The organism is Methylobacterium sp. 1A (genome assembly GCF_058072805.1).
In genome coordinates, this window is sequence record NZ_JBYQVE010000001.1 from 1,230,345 (window position 1) to 1,257,029 (window position 26,685).

22 protein-coding genes and 1 pseudogene are annotated in these 26,685 nt (G+C 72.1%); 10 read left to right on the top strand and 13 right to left on the bottom strand.

From position 1 onward, the window contains the following. The first annotated feature begins 16 nt into the window (after positions 1 to 16). A complete protein-coding gene (locus ACX9MN_RS05980; RefSeq protein WP_056521916.1) occupies positions 17 to 571 on the top strand; it encodes an RNA pyrophosphohydrolase in 555 nt (184 codons plus the stop codon). Positions 572 to 595: 24 nt separating this feature from the next. Then, positions 596 to 1,225 (top strand): DUF2939 domain-containing protein, encoded by a 630-nt coding sequence (locus ACX9MN_RS05985; protein ID WP_020091472.1) that lies wholly within the window; start codon positions 596 to 598, stop codon positions 1,223 to 1,225. Between the two features lie 29 nt (positions 1,226 to 1,254). Here ACX9MN_RS05985 and ACX9MN_RS05990 read toward each other — a convergent pair whose 3' ends face one another. Together ACX9MN_RS05990 and ACX9MN_RS05995 are read right to left on the bottom strand one after the other, a co-directional pair. Then, positions 1,255 to 1,641, bottom strand: a complete 387-nt coding sequence (locus ACX9MN_RS05990) for a photosystem reaction center subunit H (protein WP_489723941.1) — start codon at positions 1,639 to 1,641, stop codon at positions 1,255 to 1,257. 24 nt (positions 1,642 to 1,665) lie between these two features. Continuing rightward, positions 1,666 to 2,097 carry a response regulator gene (locus tag ACX9MN_RS05995; protein ID WP_447680329.1) on the bottom strand — a complete coding sequence of 144 codons (432 nt, stop codon included), beginning with the start codon at positions 2,095 to 2,097 and terminating at the stop codon, positions 1,666 to 1,668. 207 nt (positions 2,098 to 2,304) lie between these two features. Here ACX9MN_RS05995 and ACX9MN_RS06000 point away from each other — a divergent pair, with 207 nt between their 5' ends. The 4 genes from ACX9MN_RS06000 to ACX9MN_RS06015 all read left to right on the top strand — a co-directional run bounded on the left by ACX9MN_RS06000 (position 2,305) and on the right by ACX9MN_RS06015 (position 5,952). Beyond that, complete coding sequence (locus ACX9MN_RS06000; RefSeq protein WP_026604673.1) at positions 2,305 to 2,979, top strand: YoaK family protein; 675 nt, start codon at positions 2,305 to 2,307, stop codon at positions 2,977 to 2,979. Continuing rightward, the gene (locus ACX9MN_RS06005) at positions 2,976 to 3,989 is read left to right on the top strand and encodes a WD40 repeat domain-containing protein (protein WP_489723942.1); all 1,014 of its coding nucleotides are present in this window, start codon (positions 2,976 to 2,978) and stop codon (positions 3,987 to 3,989) included. Before ACX9MN_RS06000 ends, ACX9MN_RS06005 begins: the two co-directional genes overlap by 4 nt. A 93-nt stretch (positions 3,990 to 4,082) precedes the next feature. Next, the gene (locus tag ACX9MN_RS06010) at positions 4,083 to 4,607 is read left to right on the top strand and encodes a DUF2937 family protein (protein ID WP_091678012.1); all 525 of its coding nucleotides are present in this window, start codon (positions 4,083 to 4,085) and stop codon (positions 4,605 to 4,607) included. A gap of 106 nt (positions 4,608 to 4,713) precedes the next feature. Then, positions 4,714 to 5,952 (top strand): peptide ABC transporter permease, encoded by a 1,239-nt coding sequence (locus ACX9MN_RS06015; protein ID WP_489723943.1) that lies wholly within the window; start codon positions 4,714 to 4,716, stop codon positions 5,950 to 5,952. Positions 5,953 to 5,956: 4 nt separating this feature from the next. Here the strand turns inward: ACX9MN_RS06015 and ACX9MN_RS06020 are convergent. Further along, positions 5,957 to 6,970, bottom strand: a pseudogene (locus tag ACX9MN_RS06020) (alpha/beta hydrolase). Positions 6,971 to 7,084: 114 nt separating this feature from the next. Further along, the gene (locus ACX9MN_RS06025) at positions 7,085 to 8,467 is read right to left on the bottom strand and encodes an RsmB/NOP family class I SAM-dependent RNA methyltransferase (RefSeq protein ID WP_489723944.1); all 1,383 of its coding nucleotides are present in this window, start codon (positions 8,465 to 8,467) and stop codon (positions 7,085 to 7,087) included. A 155-nt stretch (positions 8,468 to 8,622) separates the two neighbouring features. Here ACX9MN_RS06025 and ACX9MN_RS06030 point away from each other — a divergent pair, with 155 nt between their 5' ends. Beyond that, positions 8,623 to 8,796 carry a hypothetical protein gene (locus tag ACX9MN_RS06030; protein WP_165923052.1) on the top strand — a complete coding sequence of 58 codons (174 nt, stop codon included), beginning with the start codon at positions 8,623 to 8,625 and terminating at the stop codon, positions 8,794 to 8,796. Positions 8,797 to 8,817: 21 nt separating this feature from the next. Here the strand turns inward: ACX9MN_RS06030 and panE are convergent, their stop codons facing one another. The 3 genes from panE to ACX9MN_RS06045 form a co-directional block, all read right to left on the bottom strand. Then, positions 8,818 to 9,762 (bottom strand): 2-dehydropantoate 2-reductase, encoded by a 945-nt coding sequence (gene panE, locus ACX9MN_RS06035; protein ID WP_489723945.1) that lies wholly within the window; start codon positions 9,760 to 9,762, stop codon positions 8,818 to 8,820. 7 nt (positions 9,763 to 9,769) lie between these two features. After that, positions 9,770 to 11,263, bottom strand: coding sequence for an IMP dehydrogenase (gene guaB / locus ACX9MN_RS06040; RefSeq protein WP_091924395.1), 1,494 nt, complete (start codon positions 11,261 to 11,263; stop codon positions 9,770 to 9,772). Between the two features lie 218 nt (positions 11,264 to 11,481). Next, positions 11,482 to 12,372: a DUF3313 domain-containing protein gene (locus ACX9MN_RS06045; protein ID WP_091678023.1), complete on the bottom strand. Its 891-nt coding sequence runs from the start codon at positions 12,370 to 12,372 to the stop codon at positions 11,482 to 11,484. A gap of 207 nt (positions 12,373 to 12,579) precedes the next feature. On the opposite strand from ACX9MN_RS06045, the gene ACX9MN_RS06050 reads away from it, so the two are divergent. Next, a complete protein-coding gene (locus tag ACX9MN_RS06050; RefSeq protein ID WP_091924771.1) occupies positions 12,580 to 14,028 on the top strand; it encodes an MFS transporter in 1,449 nt (482 codons plus the stop codon). On the opposite strand, the gene ACX9MN_RS06055 is transcribed toward ACX9MN_RS06050, so the two are convergent. The 4 genes from ACX9MN_RS06055 to ACX9MN_RS06070 all read right to left on the bottom strand — a co-directional run bounded on the left by ACX9MN_RS06055 (position 14,029) and on the right by ACX9MN_RS06070 (position 17,749). Next, the gene (locus ACX9MN_RS06055; RefSeq protein ID WP_091924389.1) at positions 14,029 to 14,556 is read right to left on the bottom strand and encodes a DoxX family protein; all 528 of its coding nucleotides are present in this window, start codon (positions 14,554 to 14,556) and stop codon (positions 14,029 to 14,031) included. Positions 14,557 to 14,657: 101 nt separating this feature from the next. After that, positions 14,658 to 15,824: a multidrug effflux MFS transporter gene (locus ACX9MN_RS06060; protein ID WP_489725211.1), complete on the bottom strand. Its 1,167-nt coding sequence runs from the start codon at positions 15,822 to 15,824 to the stop codon at positions 14,658 to 14,660. Between the two features lie 192 nt (positions 15,825 to 16,016). Then, positions 16,017 to 17,303 carry an MFS transporter gene (locus tag ACX9MN_RS06065; protein ID WP_489723946.1) on the bottom strand — a complete coding sequence of 429 codons (1,287 nt, stop codon included), beginning with the start codon at positions 17,301 to 17,303 and terminating at the stop codon, positions 16,017 to 16,019. Between the two features lie 29 nt (positions 17,304 to 17,332). Continuing rightward, positions 17,333 to 17,749 carry a MarR family winged helix-turn-helix transcriptional regulator gene (locus ACX9MN_RS06070; protein WP_489723947.1) on the bottom strand — a complete coding sequence of 139 codons (417 nt, stop codon included), beginning with the start codon at positions 17,747 to 17,749 and terminating at the stop codon, positions 17,333 to 17,335. Between the two features lie 159 nt (positions 17,750 to 17,908). Between ACX9MN_RS06070 and ACX9MN_RS06075 the strand changes: the two genes are divergently transcribed. Further along, positions 17,909 to 22,753, top strand: a complete 4,845-nt coding sequence (locus tag ACX9MN_RS06075) for an NAD-glutamate dehydrogenase (protein WP_489723948.1) — start codon at positions 17,909 to 17,911, stop codon at positions 22,751 to 22,753. Between the two features lie 4 nt (positions 22,754 to 22,757). Here the strand turns inward: ACX9MN_RS06075 and ACX9MN_RS06080 are convergent, their stop codons facing one another. Together ACX9MN_RS06080 and ACX9MN_RS06085 are read right to left on the bottom strand one after the other, a co-directional pair. Next, positions 22,758 to 23,933 carry an MFS transporter gene (locus ACX9MN_RS06080; RefSeq protein ID WP_331299602.1) on the bottom strand — a complete coding sequence of 392 codons (1,176 nt, stop codon included), beginning with the start codon at positions 23,931 to 23,933 and terminating at the stop codon, positions 22,758 to 22,760. A gap of 153 nt (positions 23,934 to 24,086) precedes the next feature. Continuing rightward, the gene (locus tag ACX9MN_RS06085; RefSeq protein ID WP_091924377.1) at positions 24,087 to 24,587 is read right to left on the bottom strand and encodes a Ros/MucR family transcriptional regulator; all 501 of its coding nucleotides are present in this window, start codon (positions 24,585 to 24,587) and stop codon (positions 24,087 to 24,089) included. Between the two features lie 316 nt (positions 24,588 to 24,903). Between ACX9MN_RS06085 and ACX9MN_RS06090 the strand changes: the two genes are divergently transcribed. Continuing rightward, a complete protein-coding gene (locus ACX9MN_RS06090) occupies positions 24,904 to 26,682 on the top strand; it encodes an outer membrane beta-barrel protein (protein ID WP_020091451.1) in 1,779 nt (592 codons plus the stop codon). Positions 26,683 to 26,685 lie beyond the last annotated feature (3 nt).

Genomic DNA, 26,685 nt, shown 5'->3' on the forward strand with positions numbered 1-26,685 from the left:
CGCCTCCCCCTGACCTATGGTCGCCGCGATGGTAACGGATTCCGACCCGGGCATCGCCCTGCCCTACCGCCCCTGCGTGGGCATCGCCCTGATCGCGCCGTCCGGCGGCGTCTTCGTCGGGCGTCGCAGCAAGGATGCCGGTCCCGAGCACGTCGACGGTCCGCACATGTGGCAGATGCCGCAGGGCGGCATCGATCCCGGCGAGGACGCGGAGGCCGCCGCCCGCCGCGAGCTCTACGAGGAAACCAACGTTCCGCCCGAGGCCGTGAAGCTCCTGGCCGAGATTCCGGACTGGCTCCCCTACGATCTGCCGCCGGCGGTGATGAAGCAAGCTTGGAAGGGCCGCTACCGCGGACAGACGCAGAAATGGTTCGCCTACGGCTTCGTCGGCAGCGAGGATCTGATCGACGTGCTCCGGCCCGGCGGCGGCGCCCACAAGGCGGAGTTCGACGCCTGGCGGTGGGCGCGATTTTCCGAGCTTCCGGACCTGATCGTTCCCTTCAAGCGGCCGGTCTACGAGCGCGTCGTGGCCGCCTTCGCCGGCCTCGATCGATGGGCGGCGCGATCATGACCGCGCGGACGGGGCGCTGAGGCCGTGCGCTGGCTCGCGGTCCCGGTCGCCCTCGCCCTGGCGTGGCTCGCCTTCACGATGAGCCCGCTCTGGTCGCTCTACGACCTGGCGCAGGCGGTGCGCCGGCACGATGCCGCCTATGTCGAGAGCCACGTGAACTTCCGGACGCTGCGCCTGTCGCTCGTCCGGCAGATCACCGCCGCGATGCGCGCGGCGTCCGAGACCGATCCTGACCTCGAGCCCCGCGACCGCCAGCGTCTCAACGACGCCGCCTACGGCCTCGCCCTGGCGCTCGCCGAGACGATGGTGACGCCGGAGACGGTGATGGACCTGTTGGCCAATGGCTGGCCCGACAAGCTCGACCTCGAGCGCCCGGCCGGCACACGGCCGGAGGGGCTGGTCATCCGCGGCCTCGGGCGGCTCATGCCGTACTACGCGGCCCTGGAGATGCGCGGCTTCCGCGCGGTCGTGATCCCGATCCCGCCGGAAGGGTCTCGCGCCGAGCGCACGCGGATCCGGCTGCGCCTGCGCGGCCTGAGCTGGCGTCTCGTGGATATCGAGATGGCGGAGATGCTGCGCGCGCAGATCGCCGCCAAGCTCAGCCGCGCCCTGGCACGCGCCAAGATCGGAGCCAGTGCCGGCGAGGAGCGCTGAGGCGGCGCGGCGGCCCGGACGGCGAGGCGCTATTTCGCCTTCGGCTCGCCCGGCGCGGCCTTGGGCTCGCCCGCCGCGGCCTTGGGCTCGCGCGCCTCGATCAGGTCCTCGGCCTTCTCCTCGTCGGTGTCGCCGCTCTGCTCGATGGTCTTGCCCGGATTGGCCAGCAGGGAGCGCACGATCCCCAGCAGGACCTCGCACTCGCCGGGGAACTTGTAGCTCTCGAGGACGATCGCGGCGTCGCGCAGGGTCCGCAGATCGCGCACCAGCTGGGCGTTGGCGTCCTCGCGCAGCTCGCTCTTCTTGGCGATCGCCTCCTCGATCTGCGCGCCCTTCACGTCGCAGGCGGCCCCGGCCGGCGATGCAGCGAGCGCGGCGGCGAGTGCGAGACCGAGTGCGGGAAGAGAGCGCCACATGGCGGGTATCCTCGAAGATCCAATTCAGAAGGTGTGAACGGGCGCGGTTCGCAGGACGTCCTGCGTCAGCGCCACGAGTTGGCTCGGACGGTAGGGCTTCGGCACGAAGACCGAGCCCGGAACGGCCTCGCAGCCCGCCAGGGAAGCCCGGCCCCCGGAGGTGTAGACGACCGGGAGGTCGGGCGAGAGCCGGCGGGCGCACCGGGCGAGCGACAGGCCGTCCGTGTTGCGGGCCAGATCGATATCGGTGAAGAGCAGGTCGACGCTCTCCCGGGCCAGGATCGCCTCGGCTTCCCAGGCATCCGCGGCGGTGAGCACCCGGTACCCCTCTTCGAGGAGCGCCTCGGCGGCCAGCTCGCACACGGTCGGCTCATCCTCGACGACCAGGATCGTGGCGGCGCCCCGGTCCGGGACGGGCAGGGTCGGGCAGACGAACGCGGCGGCGAACGGAACCATGACGCAACTCCCACTCACCCGGCGGGGGCACGGTGTTCCCGAGCCGGATCGCTGGGGCAACGACCCCTTCCGACGCGGCGTTCACCGTGTTTGCATCGAATTGCTCGGGTTTGGTGAGCGGCGCGTTAACCGCGGCCCGTCACCCCTGAACGAAGGCGTCCGAATGGTTAACAGAGCGTTACCGATCTGCGACCGCGGGGCCGAACCGTGAACCGCCCGGCTCAGTTGGGCGTCGGCCTGCTCCTCACCGGTATGGCCGGCTACGTCGACGCCCTCGGCTTCGTACGGCTCGGCGGCCTCTACACATCCTTCATGAGCGGCAACACCACGCAGCTCGCCGTTCTCGGCGCCCAGGTCGAGCTGCACCACATGATCCTCCCGGCGATCCTGATCCTGGCGTTCCTGACGGGATCGGTCCTCGGGAGCGGGCTGGCGATCCTGGTGCCGCCGCGCTGGGCGACGCCGGCGGTCCTCGCCTACGAGTCGCTCCTGATCCTCGCCGGTCTGGGGCTCGGACTCCAGTCGCCCGAACTCGGCGTCGCGGCCTTCTTCGTCGCCTTGGCGATGGGATCCCAGAACGCGGTCCTGGCGCAGGTGAAGGGCTTCCGGGCCGGCACCACCTTCGTCACCGGCGCGCTGTTCAGCCTCGGCCAGAAGATCGCGCAGGCCCTGACCCGCACCGGAGATCCGCTAGGCTGGCTCGGCGACGCCTCCGTCTGGATCTCGCTGCTGTTCGGCGCCTACCTGGGCGCGCGGGCCTATCAGCAATTCGGTCTCTACGCGCTGATCGCCCCGGCGGCGATCTCGGGTGGCCTGGCGTTGATTACCGCCTTCCTGGTCTTGCGCACCGCGCCGCCGGCCGCAAATGTCCCCCCGACATGAGCAGCCCCGTCAGCAACCCGTCCCTCACCAGTCACGTCGCCGCGCTGGAGCCCGGCGAGCACGTGCTCGCCGCGCATTTCCTGAAGGACGTGCCGGCCCTGGCGCTCAGCGACGGCGCGGTCGCGCTGGTGCGGGAGGACGGGATCACCCGCGTCGCCGCGCATCCCGACAGCGGGATCCTCGTCGCGGCCGGCGGAGTCGACCGACTGCTCACCGGGGGCGACGACGGCCGCGTGGTGGCGATCCGCGCCGACGGCGCGACGGAGCAGCTCGGCCTCGCCAAGGGCGGCGCTTGGATCGACGCGCTCGCCGCCCATCCCGACGGCGCCGTGGCGTGGTCGGCCGGCCGGACCGTCGTGGCCCGCGACGCCAAGGGCCGCGAGAAGATCTTCGAGGCGCCGTCCTCCGCCCGCGGCCTCGTCTTCGCGCCCAAGGGCTACCGGCTCGGCGTCGCCCACTACAACGGCGTGAGCCTCTGGTACCCCAATCTGGAGACGCCGGCCGAGGTGATCACCTGGAAGGGCTCGCATATCGACGTCACGTGGTCGCCGGACGGGCGCTTCGTGGTGTCGACCATGCAGGAGAACAGCCTGCACGGCTGGCGCCTCCAGCCGGAGCGCGGGCACATGCGGATGTCGGGCTATCCCGGCAAGGTCCGCTCGATGTCGTGGTCGTTCGACGGGAACTGGCTCGCCACCAGCGGGGCCGAGGCGGCGATCGTGTGGCCCTTCGATTCCAAGGAAGGACCAACCGGCAAGGCCCCGCGGGAATGCGGCGTCCGCCCGGCCCGTGTCTCCCGCGTGGCGTTCCACCCGAAGGCGCCGGTCCTGGCCATGGGCTACGAGGACGGCTGCATCCTGCTCGTCCGCTTCACCGACGCGGCCGAGTTGCTGGTGCGACCGGCCGTCCAGGGGAGCGGCGTCACGGCGCTCGGCTGGGACGCGCGCGGCGGCCGCCTGCTGTTCGGCTGCGCCGACGGCAAGGCCGGCCTCCTCACGCTGCCGGGCTAAGACGCCGGGTCAGGGGTCGTCGCACCCGCGGCTGGAACCACCGCCCCGCGCATGCTCTTTGTCGGGGGTCGATTCACCCGCCGGAGGCCAGGCATGTTTCGCGTGTTCCGCACCTTCGGCCTCGCCCTCGGCCTGCTCGGAGGCGTGGTCGCCGCGCAGGCCCCCGAATTCGCGCAGCAATACGCGCAGCGCCTCGGGGGCGCCGCGGACGAGCTCCGTCGGCAGGTGGCGGTCCTTGAATCCGACGCGCAGGCGTCCGGGACGACGCGCGAGGGCGCCGTCGACCGGCTGCGCGCCAACCCGGACCAGCTCGTCGCCCGCCGTGGCGAGGCCGCGCGGGCCGACATCGCCCGTCTCGCCCGCCTCAGCGCCCAGCAGCAGGCCCTGAGTGCGGCGACGAGCCCACTCGGGCGCGTGGTGGCGATGCTCCGCGATCCCGACGTGCCGGTGGCCGAGGCCGCCTATCACGACTTCAGCCCGGCCGTGCCCACGAGCGCCGACGGCTTGGCCGCGGGTCTGATCGGGTTCTTCGTCGCGTGGGGCGGCTGGCGCGTCGCGTCGGATGTCGGCCGCCGGGCCGTACGCCGGCGCCCGCGGGAGACCGCGACCGTCGCGTGAGCGCGGTTCGCGCGGGCCAGACTGTGGCGCAACGTCTACAGCAGCTTGCGCGAGCCTTGCGTATCGAGCAGGGATCCGGCCGTCCCGGTCCGGGAGAAGGCGCAAGATGCCGCGCGCGTCGAACTCCACCACCATCGATCCGGCGCTCGACGCCGCCGCGCTGCTGCGGCGTATCGGCTTCTTCGGCCTCTTCGTGGTTCTCCCCGTCCTCGCGCAGGTCGCACGACGCGCCTCGGTGATCCTCGCGCCGATCGCCGTGATCCTCCTGATCATCGCCAGCGTCATCGACCGGCGCCAGCGTCCGGTCCGTCCGGCGACCTATCGCCTCCTGACGGCTCCGGCCTTCCTGGCGGGCATGCTGGTCGTGCTGTGGTCGGCGCTGTCGCTGACCTGGACGCCCTTCCTCGGGCCGGCGCTGGAGCGGCTGGCCAATCTCGGCGCAACCATCGGCCTCGCCCTCCTGGGCTACCTCGCCCTCCCCGACAGGATGCGCTCGGCCAACCTCTACCTCCTGCCGCTCGGTGTCGTGGCAGGCGCGATCGTCGCGATCATGCTCGGGCTGTTCGGCGCCCACATCGCGCCGCCCGGCGTCGAGGATGACGGGGCCCTCGATCGCGGGCTCGTCCTGCTCATCCTGCTGCTCTGGCCGGCCCTCGCGTGGCTGCGGTCCCGCCGCCGCGACCGGGAGGCGCTGGGCCTCGCGCTGCTCGTCGCCCTGGCGCTCACGGTCCAGCCGGACGGGACGCAAATCGCCGCCCTGTCGGTCGGCGCCGTCGCCTTCGCGGTGACGAGCTACCGGCCGAGGCTCGGAGTGACGCTCACCGCTCTCGTCTCGGCCGCCCTGCTGGCGGCGGCGCCGTTGCTCCCCTTCCTGGCGCGGCCGGTTGGCGCCGCTCTCTTCGGGCCGGTCGCACCCGCGGTGCTGTCGCTGAAGAGCTGGCAGAAGGTCGTGACCTCCGATCCGGTGCGGCTGATCACCGGGCACGGCTTCGAGACGGCCCTGCGCGGACGCCTGGTCGGCCTCCTGCCGGCCAACGCACCGACCACGGCGCTCTTCGAGTTCTGGTACGAGCTCGGCATCGTCGGCGCCCTCGCCGCCGCCTTCGCCCTCTACGCCTCGATCCGGCGGGCCGGCCGGGACGGCCCGGCCCTCGTTCCCGGCGCGATGGGCTGCTTCGCCGCCGCCTTCACGGTGGCCTGCCTGAGCGTCGGGCTGACTGCCGTCTGGTGGCTCACGACGGTCGCCATCGCGATCGTGGTCTTCGTCGCGGTGGAGCGCGGCCAGTTCCGGACCAGCCGGCCGAAGGTCGCCAAGCTGCATCGCATGCAGACGCGGGGGGAGTGAGCGGTCAGGCGCGCAGGAAACCGTGCAGGCGGATCCAGGCCAGGAAAAGGCCCGGCCAGGCCGCCACGGGTGTCCCGGGCGCGCCGAGCCCGAAGCCGTGGCCGCCGCGCTCGAACAGGTGCAGCTCGGCCGGCACCCGCGCCTTGCGCAGCGCCGAGAACATCAGCAGCGGGTGGTCGGCCACGGCGACGGGGTCGTCGATCGCCTGGACCAGGAAGGTCGGCGGCGTCTCCGGCCCGACCTGTAGATCCACCGAGTAGGTCTTCATCTCGTCGGGGGTCACCTCGTCGCCGACCAGGATGCGGCGGGTCGCGGTCCGGTCGAACGGCTTGCGCATGGTGATGACGGGGTAGATCAGACCGGCCAGCGCCGGCCGGATCGGCTGAGCGTCGGCGGTGTCGACGCCCGCGTACAGGTCCCGGGCGCTCCCGACGGCGGTCTCGCCCATCAGGTGGCCGCCCGCCGAGAAGCCGAGGACGCCGACCCGCGCGGGATCGATGCCGAACTAGGCTCCGCGCGCCCGGACGAGCCGGAGGGCGCGCTGGGCATCCTGGCGCGGCGCGTCCGACCCCGAGCCCCAGCCCTCCGCGGGCAGGCGGTAGACGAGGAGGAAGACCGTGATGCCGGCCGCGTTCAGGACGCGGCCGACCGGGACGCCCTCGTTGCCGAGGGCGATGAACTCGTACCCGCCGCCCGCCGCGACGATCATCGCGGCGCCGTTCGGGTTGTCCGGCCGCATGACCAGCAGACAGGGCCGCGCGACCCGGGTGACGTCGCCGAACGTCCCCTCGACGTAGCGGTAGCCGTCCGGGTTCGGCCCGTCGCCGCCACCCGGCGGCGCGCCGGGCCACAACTCGATCACCTGCAGATCCGCGCCGGGCAGCGAGCGCGGCAGCGCCCGCACCGACTCGTGCGGGGCGGGCTTCGGTACCGTCTCCGCGGCCGCCTCCGCCTGGGCGCTGCGCAGCCCGAGGACGCTCCCGAGACCCGCGAGCAGGAAACGGCGGTCGAGGCGCAAGAGCATCTCCGGACGAGGACGCGCGCGGGACCGCCGCCCGGCGAACCCGGCTCCCGCGGGAGCGCGGGTGCAACACCCCGGGAAGCGTCGCGGGTTCCGTCGGATCCGCGCGCCTCAGGCCTTCCGTGCGATGACCGCGACGTAGAAGCCGTCGGTCCCGGTCCGCAGCGGGCTCATCTGGATCCCGTGGGCCGTCGTCCGGACGGCGCTTCGGAGCGAGTCCGGCCCTGCCGCCAGCACCGCGTCCGCGGGAACGACGTCGAAGCGGCCGCGCCAGCCCGACAGGAGGCCGGAGACGGCGGCGTCGTTCTCCGCCGAGAGCAGCGAGCAGGTGATGTAGACGATCCGGCCGCCGGGCCTGACGAGCCGCGCCGCCCGATCGAGCACCTGGGCCTGCTCGGCAGTCCGCAGCGCGAGGCTCCCGGGCCGCAGCCGCCATTTGGCATCCGGATTCCGGCGCCACGTGCCGGACCCGGTGCAGGGCGCGTCGACCACGACCCGGTCGACCTTGCCGTCGAGATCCTCCAGGACGTCGGCGCGCGCCTTGCCGCTGCGCGGGGTCCGCACCTCTGCCAGCGCACCGGACCGGCGCAGGCGCTCGTGGATCGGCGCGAGCCGGCGCGGATCGCCGTCGGTGGCGATCAGGCGGGCGCCGTTGCCCGTCTCCGCCGCGAGGGCCAGGGTCTTGCCGCCGCCGCCCGCACAGAGGTCGACGATGGTCTCGCCGGCGCGCGGCGCGGCGAGGAGCGCGGCGAGCTGCGAGCCCTCGTCCTGGATCTCGTACCAGCCCTCCAGGAACTCGGCCTCGACGTGGAGCGCCGGACCGCGCCCGTCGGCGCCGATCGGGACGCGCAGGCCCGCCGGCGCGTGCGGTGTCGGCGCGGTGTCGTAGGCCGCGAGCGCCGGCAGGATCGCGTCGCGGTCGCCGCGCAGGGCGTTCACGCGGATATCGAGGGGCGCGCGCCGCGCCAGCGCCTTCAGCTCCGGGACGAGGTCGTCGCCGAGCGTAGCCGCGAGGTTCGGGAGCACGAAGGCCGGCGCGTCACCCGCCACCTCCGGCGGCGCGTCCTGCAGCGTCCCGCTGTCGAGGCGCGCGCGCTCGTCGTCGCTGAGGGGAGCCGGCGCGAAGCGCTCGCCGGTGAACAGGGTCGCGACCGAACCCGCCGCGAGCCCCTGCTGGAGGCGCAGCGTGCCGATCAGGACGGCCCGCGGCGTGTCCGCGCCCATGATCCAGGCCGCCGACGCCCGCCGCCGCAGGGCGTCGTACACGAGGCTGGCGATGCCCGCGCGGTCGCCCGAGCCGGCGAAGCGGTGGGCGAGACCCCAGTCCTTGAGGGCGTCGGCGGCCGGCCGGCGGCGCTCGGCGATATCGGTCAGGACTTCGATGGCGGCGGAGCAGCGAGCGGCGGGGGTCAGGGTTCGGATCCTTCGGAATGCCTCAGCGACGCTATGAACGACGCCGTGAACGATGACGCGAAACGGCCACGCTTGGCCCACGATGCCGCCACGTTACGGCCGAGCTTCCTGCACCTTCGCGGCGCAGACCGTGCTGCGGTCGGTCCGCCGTGCGGGCCGCCGCGTGTCGTATGGCATCCGCCCGCCCCGGACCAGACCGGTCCGTCGCCGAGCGCATCCCGGGAGTACCTCAGCCCATGACGTCCACCGTTCGCGTCGCCCTCGCGGCCCTGGTCACCGCCTCGCTCGCCGCCTGCGCGAGCGCGCCCGCCGCCCAGCCGGAGCTGACGCCGGTGCCGCGTCCGCGGGTCGATGCCAAGACGCAGCTGGAATACGGCAACCCGCCCCCGCCGCCGCCCGGCCGCTACTGAGACGTCCGCGCGGGGTGCGGCTCAGGCCGCCTCCCGCGCTCGGCGGGCCTCGTAAGCCTTGAGGCCGGTATAGACCGCGGCCAGGAGCGGGAACGGCACCTCCGGCGCCAGCCGCTGGCCGCGGGCGATCAGGTCGCCGATCACGTGGTCCGCCTCGATCCGCCCCTTGTTCTCGATGTCGCGCAGCATCGAGGCCGTGAAGGTGGACCCGGCCGCCGTCAGCTGCGCCCGCGCCCGCTCGGCCACGACGGCGCGCGGCTCGTAGCCGCTGGCCGCGGCGACGCTCGTGCATTCGGCGTGCAGCGCAGAGATCAGCGCGGTGCCCTCGGGCGCCGCCACGATGTCGCCGACCGCGGCGCGCATCAGCGTGGTCGCCCCGGCGAGCGTCGCCAGGAACACCCACTTCTCCCACATCTCCTGCAGGATCACGTCGCTCAGGCGCGGCTGGAACTTGAGGCCGCGCATCAGCGCGTCGACCGCCTCGATCCGCGCCGAGCGCGACCCGTCCCGCTCGCCGTAGGTGATGCTGCACAGCTCGCTCATGTGGCGGATCGCGCCGTCCGGCGCGAGCGTCGCGGCGATCGCGCAGGAGCCACCGAGCACGCGCCCGGCGCCGAACCGGGCGTCGAGCACGTCGAGATGCGCCATGCCGTTAAGCACGGGCAGGATCGCGGTGTCGGGGCCCACGGCCGGCGCGAGGTCCGCGACGGCGCTGTCGAGGTCGTAGGCCTTGCACGACAGCAGGATCAGGTCGAACCGCCCGGCCCCGGCCAGCTTATCGGCCGTGACGGTGGGCGGAGCGGGCAGGTGCAGGTCGCCGAGCGGCGAGCGGACGTTCAGGCCGTCCGCCGCCAGCTTCGCCGCCCGGGCCGGCCGGACCAGGAAGGTGACGTCGGCGCCCGCCTCGGCGAGGCGCGCCCCGAAATAGCCGCCGGTCGCGCCGGCCCCGACGATCAGCGTGCGCATCGGTCCCTCAGGTCCGCGACGGGTAGTTCGGGCTCTCGCGGGTGATCGTCACGTCGTGGACGTGGCTCTCGCGCAGGCCGGCATTGGTGATGCGGATGAACTGCGCCCGCTCCTGGAACTCGGGGATCGTGGCGCCGCCGACGTAGCCCATGGCGGCGCGCAAGCCGCCGGCGAGCTGGTGCAGGACATTGCCGACCGGGCCCTTGTAGGGGACCTGCCCCTCGATGCCCTCCGGCACAAGCTTGTGGGTGTCGTTCACCTCGGCCTGGAAGTAGCGGTCGGCCGAGCCGCGGGCCATGGCGCCCACTGAGCCCATGCCGCGGTACGACTTGTAGGAGCGGCCCTGGTAGAGGAACACCTCGCCGGGCGCCTCGTCGGTGCCGGCGAGCAGCGAGCCGAGCATCGCCACGGAGGCGCCGGCCGCGATCGCCTTGGCGAGGTCGCCCGAATACTTGATGCCGCCGTCGGCGATGACCGGGACGTCGGCCTCGCCGGCCGCCTCGACCGCCTCCATCAGCGCGGTGAGCTGCGGCACGCCCACGCCCGCCACGATGCGGGTCGTGCAGATCGAGCCCGGGCCGATGCCGACCTTGATGGCGTCGGCGCCGGCATCGATCAGCGCCCTGGCGCCGTCCCGCGTCGCGACGTTGCCGGCGATGACCTGCACGGCGTTCGAGAGCTGCTTCACGCGGGCGACGGCATCGAGCACCTTAATCGAGTGGCCGTGGGCGGTGTCGACCACGATCACGTCGCAGCCGGCGTCGATCAGGCGCTCGGCCCGCTCGAAGCCGCTGTCGCCCGTCGTCGTGGCGGCGGCGACGCGCAGCCGGCCCTGCTCGTCCTTGACGGCGTTCGGGTAGGCGACGCGCTTCTCGATATCTTTGACGGTGATCAGGCCGATGCAGCGGTAATGGTCGTCGACGACCAGCAGCTTCTCGATCCGGAATTGGTGAAGCAGCCGCTTGGCCTCGTCCTGGGTCACGCCCTCGCGGACCGTGATCAGGCGGTCGCGGGTCATCAGCTCGGCAACCGGCTGGTTGGAGTTCGTCGCGAAGCGGACGTCGCGGTTGGTCAGGATGCCGACGAGCTTGCCCCGCGAGCCGTTGGGGCCGCGCTCGACCACCGGGATGCCGGAGATCCGGTTGAGCTTCATCACCTCGAAGGCGTCGGCGAGCGTCTCGTCGGGGTGGATGGTGATGGGGTTCATCACCATGCCGGACTCGTACTTCTTGACGAGGCGGACCTGCTCGGCCTGCTCCGGCGGCTCGAGGTTGCGGTGGATGACGCCCATGCCGCCGTTGGCCGCCATGGCGATCGCCATCGGCGCCTCGGTGACCGTGTCCATCGCCGAGGCGAGGATCGGCAGGTTCAGCGGAATCGTGCGGGTCAGCCGCGAGGCGACGCTGACCTCGGTCGGCATCACCGAGGAGGCGGCGGGCCGCAGGAGCACGTCGTCGAAGGTGAGTCCCTCGATGATCGATGCGGTTTCTACTCGGGCCATGTGCCAACTTTCCTCGGACGGCAGCGGGCGTGGAGGCCGCGCTGCGGGATCGGGTTGGCAAGTGCCAGTATCACGGGCTCCGCGAAGGCGCCAATGCGCGGTTGATGCGTCGCAGCGCGAAAACGCGCATGGCTCGAGGCTTATCCACGCCCGCTCGACGGGCGCGGCAGTGCCGCGAACGGACGTCCGCGGTCAGCCGCGGAGACGGCGCGGGCGCCTCAGCGCATCGCCGGGCTGGCCGGGCCCTTGTCGGTGTACTCGGGCGGTAGGCCGATATAGTCGCCGAGCATGCCGTCGATGCCCGGCGCGCGGCCGAAGGCCTCGCAGTCCGGGTCGAGGGGGGCCTCGCCGAGGGTGGTGATGCGGATCCGGTCCCAGGTCGGGATCGTGTTGGGGGCGGTGAACGGGTCGTCGCCAGTCGCCAGCATGTAGCCGAAATCCTGGCCGAACTCCCCGGCGAGGTCGTAGGCGTCGCTGGCGCGGGAGAAGCGCGGCTGGCTGGTGAACGAGTTGGCCGCTCCGCCCCAGACCATGGCGGCCCGCTGCTCGCGGCGCCGGTCCAGAGCCTCGGCCTCGACCGTCAGGCTCCCGAGCCCGATCGGCACGCGCGGGATCGGCACGCGCCCGACACCCTCGGCGAAGCTCAGGCCGAGCTGCGAGGCGACCGTCACGCCCGCCGAGCCCGCGATGGTCGCGCCCGCACCGAGAAGGTCCGTCGGATCGACGCGGGTGACCTGCGCCCGCACGGTCAGGTCGGCGTCACGGCTGGTGACGATGTCGTACTTCAGCGACAGGTCGTAGCACAGCGCCCGGTCGGCGGCGTTGGCGATGAGCCGCCGCTCGGCGGCCGTCAGCGGGGCGGCGCCGGACACGTCGGCGTGGAACGCCGTCGGGATGATGCGGACGGTGCGGGCCTTCGCCAGGGCCGGCCGGTCGACGTAGATCCGCGAGGCCGAGGCGACCTGATCGCTGGACTTGAGCCGGTCGTAGCGCGTCAGCGAGCCGCGATCGTTGAGCAGGACAGTGCCGCAGGCGGCGACCATCGAGAGAAGGGCGACGCCGGCGGCGATCCGCGCCACGGAGCGGACCTTGCTGGGGCTGGACTGCATCGAAATCCTCGCGCGCCGGCCCCGGGCCGGCTGGAGCGGCCTCACGGACGCGTGATGGAAACTTAGCCATTGGCGCACCCGCAAAAAAGGTGGCTCCGCGCCGCGGCTCAACCTCTGTTGCACGGGGGATACATTCGCGAAACACGAGGGTGCGAGGTGGCCGCGCTGCCGTGCAACCGCGGCGGCGCCACATGCGTCTGCTGTATGATGCCCGCGACCACCCAAAGACCGCTCTGGATCGTCCCCCTGACGGTCGCGACCGCGCTGTTCATGGAGAACACCGATTCCACGGTGATCGCCACGGCGCTCCCGAGCATCGCCGCGAGCCTCCACGAAGACCCGATCGCCCTCAAGCTGGCGCTGACCTCCTACTTGGTCAGCCTCGCGATCTTCATCCCGGTGAGCGGCTGGATGGCCGACCGGTACGGGTCGCGGACGGTGTTCCGCGCGGCCCTCGTGGTGTTCATGGCCGGCTCGCTCGCCTGCGCGGCCGCGAACGGCCTCGCGTGGTTCGTCGCCGCGCGGTTCCTCCAGGGCATGGGGGGCGCCATGATGGTGCCGGTCGGGCGCCTCGTGGTGCTGCGCAGCGTGCCGAAATCGCAGCTCGTGACGGCCCTCGCCTACCTGACCTTCCCGGCGCTGGTCGGCCCGGTGCTCGGTCCGCCGGTCGGCGGCCTGATCACCACTTGGTTCGACTGGCGCTGGATCTTCTTCATCAACCTGCCGATCGGCTGCGCCGGGATCGTGCTGGCGAGCCTGTACTTCGAGGACGTGCGCGAGCCGGAGCGACCGCCCCTCGACTTGCTCGGCTTCGCGCTGCTCGGGACCGGCCTCGCCGCCCTGATGCTCGGCCTCGCCTCCCTCGGCCGCCACCTGCTGCCGGCGGAAGTGTCGTGGGGCTGCCTCGCCGCGGGCGCGGTGCTCCTGCCGCTCTACTGGGCACATGCCCGGCGGGTGCCCTACCCGATCGTCCGCCTCGACCTGATGCGGCGGCCGACCTTCCGGGTCGCGGTGCTCGGCGGCAGCCTGTTCCGGATCGGCACCGGCGCGATCCCGTTCCTGCTGCCGCTGATGCTGCAGGTCGGCTTCGGGCTCGACGCCCTGCAGTCGGGCCTGATCACCTTCGCGGCGGCGGCCGGCGCGATGTTCGTGAAGACTCTGGGTCCGCGGATCCTGCGCCGCACCGGCTTCCGCGCCCTGATGGTCTGGAACGCCCTGCTGGCCTCGGCCTTCCTGGCCGTCAACGGGTTCTACACCGCGCAGACGCCCCACTGGATCATGGTGATCCTGCTGTTCGTCGGCGGCTGCTCGCGCTCGATCCAGTTCACCTGCGTCAACGCCATCGCGTACGCCGACCTCGAATCGAAGGAGATGAGCGCGGCCACGAGCTTCGCCAGCGTTTGCCAGCAGCTGTCGCTCAGCCTCGGCGTCACGCTGGGCGCGCTGGCGCTCGAGGGGAATGCCGGGTTCCACGGCCGAACGGAAATCCAGGCCTCGGATTTCGGGCCGGCCTTCTTCGCCGTCGCCGTGATCTCGGCGGCCTCGGCACTGGCCTTCCGCAACCTGTCGCCGGATGCCGGCGCGGAGATCTCCGGGCGGAAGATGGCTGCCGCGCCGCCCGCCCCGACGACCGAGATGAGGCCGCGGCACGGCTGATCAGGCCGCGGCGCGGGCCGGCGGCCGGCCGGCAGCGCGTTTGCCGGCGTTCCGCGGCGCGCTACCCTTGCCGGAAGCCTTCGCGGGGGCGGGCTTCGCGCTCGGCGCCGCGGCGCGGGTTCCCGCGCGCCAGCCCTGCCAGCTGAGCGCGCCCGGACCGTTCAGGGCGTACATGAGGAACCCGCCCGCGAGGCCGAGATCGGCCAGCATCAGCGTGCGCTCGGCGACCGCGGCGGGTCCCACATAGTACCAGAACGGGTGGAGCACGAAGGCCGTCACGGCGGCGAAGAGCGCGAGCGCCAGCCCGGTCAGCCCCGGCAGGACGCCGAGGATCAGGGCGAGCGGTCCGAACACCTGCACCACCACGGCGGCGGTGGCGACGCCGTTGGGAAACGGCATCCCGGCCCCCGCGAGCGTCAGCGCGAACCCCGACACGTTGAGCGCCCGGGCGATCCCGGTCGGCAGGAGCGCGGCGGCCAGCAGCAGGCGCGCGACGAGGAGGGTTGCGTCCTGGGCGCGGGCGAGCATCGGCGTGTCCGGTCGGGTGGATCAGGACAGCAGTGTTGCAACTTTCCGCTGAAGACCCCGTTAAGGACGCCGCCTGAACCGACGCCTCAACCGCCGCCGCCTCAACCGCCGACGCCGCCGCGGAACAGGCGGCCACGCTCGGTCCAGGCGACGACGAGGAGCGCCAGGGCGCCGAGACTCGCGTAGCCGATCGCCACCGGGAGCACCGTGCCGTCGAAGGACTGACCGATCAGGAAGCCGCAGAACGCGCCCAGGATCGTCGTGTAGAAGCCGAGGAACGACGAGGCCGTGCCGGCGATGGCCCCGAGGGGCTCCAGCGCGAGGGCGTTGAAGTTCGGCATCGCGAAGCTGATCAGGAACTGGTTCAGCGCGAGGATCGACAGGAACACGGCCAGCGGCGGGTGGCCGTGATAGGCCAGCCCGACGCCGACCTGCGCGAGGCCGACGAGCGTGAAGGCGATGACGCCGCTGTGCGACATCGCCCGCATCCCGAGCCGCCGGACCACGCGGGCGTTGATCAGCGTCGCCGCGCCCATGGCGCCGGCCACGAGCCCGAAGGCCAGCGGGAAGAGCGGGCCGAGGCGGTACAGGCCGGTATCGAAGACCTGCTGCGCCGAGCCGACGTAGCCCATGATGCAGCCGGTCATCAGCCCGAGCGCGGTGGCGTAGCCGACGGCGACGCGGGTCTTCAGCGTCAGGCGGATCGCCTCCCAGGTCGCGGCCGGCGAGAGCGGCCGGCGATATTCCGGGTGCAGCGTCTCGGGCATCCGCAGGGAGAACCAGATCGTCAGCCAGAAGGCGAGGACCAGCATCGAGACGAAGACGTAGACCCAGGAGCCCAGCGCGAGCATCATGCCGCCGATCGCCGGCGCGATCATCGGGACAATCAGGAACACCATCATGGTGAGCGACATGACGCTCGCCATCTCGCGGCCGGCGAACCGGTCGCGCACGATCGCCACCGACAGCACCCGCCCACCGGCGGCGCCGATGCCCTGGATGATCCGGGCGGCGAGCAGCCAGCCGAAGCTCGGCGCCACCATGGCGAGGAAGCAGCCGATCACGTAGACGGCGAGGCTTGCCAGCAGCACCGGCCGTCGCCCGAGGGCGTCGGAGACCGGCCCGTAGACGATCTGCGCGAAGCCGAAGCCGATCATGTAGACGTAGACGAGGAGCTGCAGCCGGTTGGGATCGGCCACCGCGAACCGCGCCTCGATGGCCGGGAAGGCGGGCAGCAGGTTGTCGATGGAGATCGCCGTCACCGCCATCATCAGGGCGATGATGGCGACGAACTCGGCGAAGCCCGGCCCGGACCAGGGCCGCGGGGCGCGGACGTCCTGGACCGGCGGCACGGGCCGAATCGCGATGGTCACGGCGGGCTCTCGGGGTGCGCGGGAACGGGCCGATCAGGGCTCGTCCTTAACGGCACAGTTGTGACAACCCTGCCCGCACCGCGCAGTTCAGGCCGGCAGCGGGCGCAGGGCCGGCGCGTCGGGCTTGCGGCCCACGAAGGCGGCCATCAGGGCGGCGACGAGGCAGAGCAGGCCGGCCGCCACGAAAGCGCCGAGATAGGTGCCGCTCTCGGTCCGGACCATGCCGGCGAGCCACGCCGCGGACGCCGCGCCGATCTGGTGCGCGGCCGCGATCCAGCCGAACATCAACGCGGCGTTCTCCTCCCCGAAGGATTTGCCCGCGAGCTGGACGGTGGGCGGCACCGTGGCGATCCAGTCGAGCCCGTAGAAGACCGCGAACAGCGACAGGCCGTAGAAGCTGTAGTCGAACGAGTAGGGCAGGAAGATCAGCGAGAGGCCGCGCAGGCCGTAGTACCAGGCCAGGAGCTTGCGCGAGTCGAACCGGTCGGTGAGCCAACCCGACGCCGTAGTGCCGACCAAGTCGCAGATCCCCATCAGCGCCAGCAGGCCGGCGGCCGTGACCTCGGCGATGCCGTGATCGATGCAGGCCGGGATCAGGTGGGTGCCGATCAGGCCGTTGGTCGAGGCGCCGCAGATGAAGAACGTGCCGGCGAGCAGCCAGAAATCCCGGGAGCGCAGGCCGATGCGCAACCCGTGGAGCGCCCGCACGGCCGGGTTCTCGGTCAGCACCGGCGTCGGCGTCACCGCGTCCTCACCGTAGCGGGGCAGGCCGAGATCCGCCGGCCGGTCGCGCAGGAGCAGGGCCGCCAGCGGGATCAGCGCCAGGGTCGCGGCGGCGACCACCAGCGAGACGGAGCGCCAGCCCTGCCCCACCGCGATCGAGGCCAGCATCGGCAGGAAGACCAGCTGACCCGTGGCGCTGCTCGCGGTCAGCAGGCCGAGCACGAGACCCCGGCGCCTGGCGAACCAGCGCCCGGCCACGGTGGCGCCGAGCACGTTGGCCACCATGCCGGACCCGGATCCGACGACGAGACCCCAGAGCAGGACCATCTGCCAGGGCGCGGTCATCAGGCTCGTAGCTGCGGTGCCGATCGCCAGGATCAGCAGCGCGCCGCAGACCGAGCGCCGCAGGCCGAACCGCTCGATGATCGCCACCGCGAAGGGGCCGATCATCCCGTACAGGAAGATGTTGAGCGCGATGCCGACGCCGATCGTGGCCGCGGTCCAGCCGAATTCCCGCTCCCAGGGGACGATCAGCACGCTCGGCGTGGCGCGGACCCCGGCCCCGACGAGCAGGACCAGGAAGGTCACCGCGACGACGATCCAGGCGTAGTGCAGGCGCGACCCGGGGCGCGTCTCTGTCAGGGCGGTCATGGACGGGCTCCGGAAGCGGGGCGGATCGGTCAGGCGGCGGAGATCAGGGACTCCGCCAGGGCGGAGACGGTCGCGGGATCGACCCGGGCGTTGATGCGGCTCTGCGCCTCGCGCCAGTAGGGCGTCGCGGCCGCGAGGGCCTCGCGGCCCGACGCGGTCAGGGACACGCGGCGCTCGCGCGGATCCGACGTGCCGGGCGTGACCGAGACGAAGCCGCGGCGCTTGAGCGGGTCGAGATTGCGGCCCATCGTGGTGCGCTCCAGCGCCGCCTCGGCGGCGAGGCGGGAGACCGGGACCGGTCCGAGCCGGTCCAGCAGCCGCAGGATCGCGAACTGGGTCACGCGGAGCCCGGTCGGCTTCAAGGCGGCGTCGTAGATCGCCGTCAGCGCCCGCGTGGCGCGACGCAGGGCGGAGCAGGTGCACGGCTCGGGTGACGAAGCGCTCATGGTATGAGTGTATATGCACGCATCGGGCGTTCGGCAAGGCGAAGCTGACGGTTCGCAGCGATCGACACCCGTTGGCCCGGAAACGGGCGGGCGCTGTCATCGACACGGCCGGTCACGCTGCTATCGCTTGGGCGAGTGACCCGGTTCGGGAGAAGCGCGATGACACTCGAGACCGCGACGGCGTTGTCCTCCTCGGAGCAGAAGACGGCCCGCACCGGGCTGATTGAGGCGGCCGCCGACATCGTCACCGAGCAGGGCGGACCGGGCGGCTTCGTCCGCGACCTGTTCGGCCGCGTGACTCCGGAGGATCTCGCCCCCTACGACGCCTCCGTCCTGGCGGACCTCGCCGCCCGCGCCCGCGCCTTCCTGTCCGAGCCGCGGAGGCCGGGCGACCCGGCGCGGTTGCGCTTGAGCGACAGCCAGCTGGTGCGCGACGGCCGTCCGCGCGAGACGACGGTTCTGGAGGTGATCAACGACAACCGTCCGTTCCTGCTGGACTCGACCCTGGCCGAACTGACCGAGCAGGGCCTCGCCCCGCAGCTCGTGGCGCACCCGATCCTCGGGGTGGAGCGGGACGGCGCGGGCGGGCTCATCCGAGTGGTCGGGGAGACGACCGCGGACGCGCAGGGCAGTCTCGCGCGCGAGAGCTTCATCCACATCCACCTCGACCCCGTGGCGGCCGAGACCGGCGAGCGGCTCCTGAACGCGCTCGCGAAGGTCTACCGGGATGTCGCCCTGGCGAGCGACGACCACGACGCCATGCTGGCGCGCCTCACCGACCTCGCCGCCGATCTCGGGCGCGGGCCGACCCCGATGCCGGGACCGGAGACCGAGGAGGCGCGCGCCTTCCTCGAATGGCTGACCGACGGCCAGTTCCTTATCCTCGGCCTGCAGGAGCACGGCATCGCCGGCGACGCCCACCCGCTGGTCGAGGGGTCGAGCCTCGGCGTGCTCCGCGATCCCGGCGCGACGCCCCTGCGCCGCGGCCGGACGCCGGTGGACTACACGCCGGAGATCCTCGCCTTCCTGGAAGAGCCGCAGCCGCTGATCATCACCAAGGCCAGCGTGAAGTCCCGGGTCCACCGCTCGGCCTACCTGGACTATGTCGGCGTCAAGCTGTTCTCCGGCCTCGGCAAGCTGTCGGGCGAGGTGCGGATCGTCGGCCTGTTCACCGCCTCCGCCTACACGAGCCCGGCCCGCGAGGTTCCGGTCCTGCGCCGGAAGGTGGAGGCCGTCGTCCAGCGCGCCGGCCTCGACCCGACGAGCCATGCGGGCCGCAGCCTCCTCGCCGTGCTGGAGAGCTACCCGCGAGACGAACTCTTCCAGATCGACGGCGAGCGGCTCTACCGGTTCACCCTGGCCATCGCCGCCCTGGCCGACCGCCCGCGGGTCCGCGTGCTGTCCCGGCCCGACCGGTTCGGCCGCTTCGTGTCGCTGCTCGTCTACGTCCCGAAGGACCGCTACGATTCCGCGATCCGCGGACGGATCGGCAGCTACCTCGCCGAGACCTACGGCGGGCGGCTCAGCGCGTCCTACCCCGACTACCCGGAAGGCTCGCTCGCCCGGATCCACTACATCATCGGCCTGCCCGATCAGGGCAGCCCCGAGCACGATCCCGCCTCCCTGGAGGCCGGGATCGTCGCGCTGGTCCGGACCTGGGGGGACGCGCTGCGGGCGGCGCTGGCCGAATCCCAGGGGGGCGAACGCGCGCGGCAACTCGCCGCCCGCTACGGCGACGCGTTCTCGGCCGCCTATCGGGACAATTTTCAGCCTGAGGTCGCCGTCGCCGACGTGACGATCCTCGACAGCCTCGGCGAGACGCAGCCGCGGGCCGTCCATCTCGATCGGCGGCCCAGCGACCCCGCCGCACAGGTCCGCCTGAAGGCGTTCTCGCGCGGCACGGCGATCGCGCTGTCCGACCGGGTCCCGGCGCTCGAGAATCTCGGCTTCCGCGTCATCAACGAGCGCACGTACCAGATCGCGCCGTCCGGGACGGACGAGGCCGCGCGGGTCTGGCTGCACGACATGCTGATCGAGCGCGCCACCGGCGCCCCGATCGACCTCGCGGCGCTGGAACGCCCGCTGGAGGCCGCGATGCTCGCCATCGCGGACGGCATCGCCGAGTCCGACGGGTACAACCGGCTCGTCCTTGAGGCGGCTCTCCAATGGCGGGAGGCGGCCCTGCTGCGGGCCCTGGGCCGCTACCTGCGCCAGCTGCGTATCCGCTACGGGCAGGACTACCTCGCGGGCACGCTGAGCCGCCACGCCGGGATCGCGCGCGCGATCGTGGCACTGTTCCGCGCCCGGTTCGACCCGGCGCTCACCGGTGACCGGACCGCGCAGGAGGCCGAGGTACGCGCCGAGATCGAGACGGCGCTCGCCGAGGTCACGAGCCTCGATGACGACCGGATCCTCCGCCGGTTCGTCAACCTCGTCGAGGCGGCGGTGCGGACGAACTTCTACCAGACAGGCGCCGACGGGCAGCCGCGAGAGACGATCAGCTATAAGTTCGCCTGCGCCAAGGTGACGGCGATGCCGCTGCCGCGGCCGTTCTTCGAGATCTTCGTCTACTCGCCCCGCGTCGAAGGCGTGCACCTCCGCTTCGGCTACGTGGCCCGCGGCGGCCTGCGCTGGTCCGACCGGCCGGAGGATTTCCGCACCGAGATCCTCGGCCTCGTGAAGGCCCAGCAGGTGAAGAACGCCGTGATCGTGCCGGTGGGCGCCAAGGGCGGCTTCTTCCCGAAGCGGCTGCCGCCGGCCTCCGACCGCGCCGCCTGGATGCAGGAGGGGACCGAGAGCTACCGGATCTTCATCCGCACGCTGCTCGAACTGACCGACAACATCGTCGACAACGCCATCGTGCCGCCGCCCGACACGGTGCGGCACGATCCCGACGACGCCTACCTGGTGGTCGCCGCCGACAAGGGCACCGCCACCTTCTCGGACATCGCCAACGCCCTCTCGCTGGCGAAGGGCCACTGGCTCGGCGACGCCTTCGCGTCCGGCGGCAGCCAGGGCTACGACCACAAGGGCATGGGTATCACCGCCCGCGGCGCCTGGGAGGCGGTGCGCCGGCATTTCCGCGAGATCGACGTGGACGTGCAGACCGACCTGATCACCACGGTCGGCGTCGGCGACATGTCGGGAGACGTCTTCGGCAACGGCATGCTCCTCTCCGAGAGCATCCGCCTGATCGCGGCCTTTGACCACCGCGACATCTTCCTCGACCCGAACCCGGACGCCGCGGCGAGCTTCGCCGAGCGGCGGCGCCTGTTCGATCTGGGGCGGTCCTCCTGGGCGGATTACGACAAGAGCCTGATCTCGGAGGGCGGCGGCGTGTTCCCGCGCAGCCTGAAGACCGTGCCGCTCTCGGAGGCGATCCGGTCGGCGCTGGGCTTCGACCGGTCCGAGGCGACGCCCACCGAGCTGATGCAGGCGATCCTGAAGGCGCCGGCCGACCTGCTCTGGTTCGGCGGCATCGGCACCTATGTCCGGGCCACCACCGAGACCGACGAAGATGCCGGCGACCGCGCGAACGACGCCCTGCGCATCACCGGGCCGGAGCTGCGCGCGAAGGTCGTCGGCGAGGGCGCCAATCTCGGCCTGACGCAGCGCGGGCGCATCGAGGCGGCGCGCGCGGGCGTCCGCCTCAACACCGACGCGATCGACAACTCGGCCGGCGTGAACACGTCGGACGTCGAGGTGAACATCAAGATCGCGCTGATGACGCCGGAGCGGGACGGCAGGCTCAGCTACGAGGCGCGCAACACCCTGCTCGCCGACATGACCGACGAGGTCGGGCGCCTCGTGCTGCGCAACAACGAGTTGCAGACGCTCGCCCTGTCCCTCGCCCAGCGCGGGGGGCTGGGGGAGACCGGCTTCGCCATGCGGACGATGCAGGCACTGGAGGCGGAGGGCCGGCTCGACCGGGCGGTGGAGTTCCTGCCGGACGACGGCACGCTCGCCGAGCGCATGCGGCGGAACGAGGGGCTGACCCGCCCGGAATACGCCGTGCTGCTCGCCTACGCGAAGCTGTCGCTGCACGACGCGATCATTGAGAGCGCCGTGCCGAACGACCCGTACTTCGACCGGGAGCTGCAGCGCTACTTCCCGAAGGCACTGCGCGAACGCTTCCCCGATGCCGTCAAGGGACACCGCCTGCGCCGCGAGATCATCGCCACGGCGCTCGCCAACATCATCGTCAATCGCGGCGGCCCGTCGCTGGTGACGCGCCTCGTCGACGGCACCGGCGCGGACGCCGCGACCATCGCCAAGGCCTACGCGGTGACCCGCGACGCCTTCGGGCTGATGGAGCTGAACCTCGCCATCGACGGCCTAGCCGGTCGGGTTCCCGGCCAGGGCCAGCTCGACCTCTACGCGGAGGTGCAGGATCTGCTGACGAACCGGATCGTCTGGTTCATCCGCAACCTCGACCTGAGCGGCGGCCTCGCCCCGGTGGTCGCCCGCTACCGGGACGGCATCGCCGCCGTGGAGGCCGCCCTCCCCAACGTGCTCGGCGACGAGGCGCTGGCGACGATCGGCGCCCGCGCGGCGGAGCTGACCGGGCACGGCATGGCCCCGGCCCAGGCGCGGCGCCTCGCCTCGCTCAACGCGCTGGTCTCCGCCCCCGACATCGTCCGGGTCGCGGAGGCCAGCGGCCGGCCGGTCGAGGAGGTCGCGGCCACGCATTTCGCCCTGGAGCACGCCTTCCGCCTGGACGACCTCGCCGCCGCGGCGCGGACCGTCCCGGTGGCCGACACGTTCGACCGCGTGGCCCTGGAGCGCGCGGGCGCCGGCATTGCTGCCGCGCACCGCAAGTTGACGGCCGAGGTCGTGGCGGATCTCGGCGCCGGGCCGGACGCGGTGGAGGCCTGGATCCGGGCGCGCGGCACCTCGCTCGCCCGGATCCGCGAGGCCGTGGACGCGATCAGCGCCTCCGGCCTCACGGTCTCCAAGGCGACGGTGGCGGCGAGCCTGCTCGGCGACCTCGTCCGGGCCGACTGATCGATCAGGCCCCGGGCGCGGATGCCGGTATGACGCTCCGGCGTCCGCGGCCGACCGCGGTGAGCACCAGTCCGAGCCCGGCGAGCGACACCGCGGCGGCGATCAGCGGGAGCTGGCCGTAGCCGGCCCCGAGGGTCAGCGCCGTGCCCCCGATCCAGGCGCCGGTGGCGTTGCCGAGGTTGAACGCGCCCTGGTTCAGCGTGGAGGCGAGGTTCGGCGCGTCGCTCGCCGCCTCCACGACCCAGATCTGGAGGGGCGAGACCAGGGCGAAGACCAGGCCCGACCAGAGCACCACGACCGCCACCGTGAGCGCCGGATGGTGCGCGACCGCGGCGAGCACCAGCAGGGCCGCCACGATGCCCAGGAAGCTGCCGACGATGGTGGCCATCGGGCCCCGGTCGGCCAGATGCCCACCGAGGAGATTGCCGACGGTCAGGCCCGTGCCGGCGGCGAACAGCACGCCGGTCACGCCCTGCGGCGTGAAGCCGGTCACGCCGGTCAGGAACGGCGTGATGTAGGTGAACACCGTGAAGAAGCTCACCGAGGACAGCGTCGAGATCAGCATCGGCCGCAGCACCGGCCAGCGCCCGAGCGCGCGAAACTCGCTGACGAGCCGGCCGCGGGTCCCGGGAAGCCCGTCCGGCACGCAGAGCTGGATCGCGAGCCCGGCCGCGAGCCCGATCACGACCACCGCCCAGAAGGTCGAGCGCCAGCCCGCCTCCTGCCCGAGGGCGGTGCCCAGCGGCACGCCGAGCACGTTGGCGAGGGTGAGGCCCGCGAACATCAGCGAGACCGCCTGCGTGCGCTTCTCCCGCGGCACGAGATCCCGCGCCACAACGGTGCCGATGCCGAAGAACGCGCCGTGCGCGAAGGCCGTGAGGATCCGGGCGGCCATGAGCAGGGCGTAGCTCGGCGCCAGCGCGCAACCGAGATTGCCGGTCAGGAACACCGCCATCAGCGCCAGCAGCGCGGTCTTGCGCGGCAGGCCCGCGGTCGCGATCGCCACGATCGGCGCGCCCACGACCACGCCCATGGCGTAGCCCGAGACGAGGTAGCCGGCCTGGGGAATGGTGACGCCGAAGCTCTGCGCCACCTCCGGGAGCAGGCCCATGATGACGAATTCGGTCGTGCCGATCCCGAACGAGGCGACGGCGAGGGCGAGGATCGGCAGGGGCGGCACGAAAACGTCCTTCGGCGCGGGCTGAGCTCGATGGTGCAGAGCAGCATCGCAGCGCGGTCGCCGATGGATAGCGTCGGAGGCGCGGCGCACAGTTGCGCGGCGCGCAAGGGCCGCGTCGCGGATACGACGCGGCTTAGCCCCCGCTCGGACCTCTCACTCAGCCGGTACCTTCTTCCGCCTCCGCGACTTCGCAGTCGGCGCAGGGGGCGCCTCGATGGCGGCCGCGGCCCCTCCGCGGGTCTTCCGGCGCTGCTGTCCGAGCCCGAGGGCGCGTGCCAGCTCCGATCGCTGCGCCGAATAGCTCGCCGCGGTCATCGGATAGTCCCGGGGCAGGCCCCACTTCTCCCGGTAGGCTTCGGGCGTCAGGCCGCGCAGCGTCAGGTGACGCCGGAGCGTCTTGTACGGCTTCCCGTCCTCGAAGCTGACGATGTGATCATTCGTGACTGATTTGCGGATCTGCGACGGACTGAGCTTCTCGACGCTCGAGTTCGCGGCGCGACCTTGAGTTGTCAAACTGTTCAGCGCCGCGTGGATACCGCCGATCAATCCGGGAAGTTCGGAGACCGGAACGGAGTTGTTCGACACGTAAGCGGCGACGATATCGACCGCGAGCCCGATCGCCGGGCTGAGCTCACTGCCTGCGTTCTCACTCACGGCAAACCTCAAGAGTTACAATCATTCAGGCCGATCAATTCCTCTCGGAGTCGACCGAAGTCTGCACCTATGTAGCATAGTGCACGAAATAGCTCAAACGTATTCGTGATCGACAGGTGAGATCGGATCGATGGGCCGCAAACCTTCCGCCCCACCGCCGTTGACGGGGCATTAACCACGTCGCCGCTAGGGTTCGTTAACCATACCGGCACTGTTCCGGGGTGGTGTGACCTGCAATCTCCGCGCTCTGGCCGGGGACTTTGGCGGAGACCGGGATCAGGTGCGGACGGCGGCTGACCGGTGGGAACGGCGGAGGATGCGGCTTGCCGCCGCGGCGCTCGGCGTCACGCTCGCGGCACCGGCGGCAGCCCAGCGGTTCGACGCGACCAGCCCGGTTACCGGCCAGCCCGACAATCCCGGCATCGGCCAGGACACGGGTCCGAACGGCCTGCCCACACTCAAGCGCACCATCCCGGACGGCCTGAGCCGCGACCAGAATCGCGGGGCGCTCGGCGGCGACGCGGCGGGCGGCGAGCAGACCGGCGGTGACAGCCTCCGGTCGCCGCTCTCGCCCCCCGCGCAGACGCAGATCCCGGGTCAGCCCGGCGTGTCCCAGCTCAGCACCCGCGTCACCACGGGGGGACGGCGCACCGGCGGATCTTCGACGGCACCGGCCAATCTCGCGCCGTCGACCCTCCTGCGCACGCGCGCCGCTCCGCCGCGGCGGATCGGCTCGGCGACGCGGCGGGTCACTCAGGACGTCACGCAGATCCCGCCGCCGGCGCTGCGGCTGACGCCGGTGGTCCAGCAGGCGGTCGTCGGGGTCCCGAACCCGCAGGTCGTGACGCCGATCCGGCCGATCCTCCCGTTCCAGTCGATCGCGCCGGCCCTCGGCCTCCTGACCCCGGGCTTCATCCTCGGCACCGACCTGGCGCGCGCGATCCCCACCGATCCGGCCTACGCGCCGATCGGCTATCAGGTCGGTACCTTCACGGTCCTGCCCACCTTCGCCCAGAGCGTCGGCTACGATTCGAACCCGGACCAGACCACCCGCCAGATCGCCAAGGGCTCGGTCGCGCTGCGCACCGATGCCACGGTCGACTTCCGGAGCAACTGGTCCTCCAGCTCGCTGCAGGGCTCGCTCCGGGGCTCGTACCTCGAGACCCCGCAGAACGAGGCCGCGAGCCGCCCCGCGGCAGACGGCGTGGTCCGGCTGCGCATCGACGCCAACCGGGACCTGCGCATCGACGCGGAGGGGCGGTTCCTGGTGGACACGCAGCGCACGTCGAGCGCCAACCTCCAGGCTGCCACCGCCACGACACGGCCGCTCCTGGCCGTCTACGGCGGTTCGCTCGGGGCGACGGAGACGTTCAACCGCCTGTCGGTCACCCTGCGCGGGTCCGTCGACCGCTCCGAGTTCGACAATGCGCGTTTGGCGGACGGGACGATCGTCAATCAGTCCGACCGCAACCTGAACCAGTACAGCCTGCAGCTGCGCACGGCCTACGAGATCAACCCGGATTTCAGCCCGTTCATCGACCTGCTCGGCGACACGCGCGTCTACGACCGCCGCTTCGACGCGACGGGCGTCCGGCGCGACTCGGACGGCATCGCGGTCGCCTTCGGGACGAGCATCGGCCTCGCGCGCTCTGTAACGGGCGAGATCTCCGCCGGCATCCAGCATCGGACCTACGTCGATCCGAGCCTGCGCGACATCAACGCGCCGTTGCTCAACGCGGCCCTGGTCTGGGCGGCGAGTCCGCTCACGACCGTCCGTCTCACCGCCGCGACCGGCGTCACCGAGACGACGATCCCGGGCTCCAGCGGCGTGCTCACCGAGGTCGCGACGCTCGAGGTGCAGCACGACCTGCTGCGCAACCTCTCGATCGTCCTCGGCGGATCGTATCTCCGGAACGACTACCAGAGCAGCAGCATCCGCGAGAACGGGTTCTCGGCGACCGCGCGGCTCGACTACCACTTCACCCGCTGGCTGACCCTGCGCGGCACGTACATCTATCAGAAGTTCGACAGCACGGTCGCCGGGTCCAGCTTCCGGGAGAACACCTTCCTGCTCGGCCTGCGCGTGAATCCCTGAGGC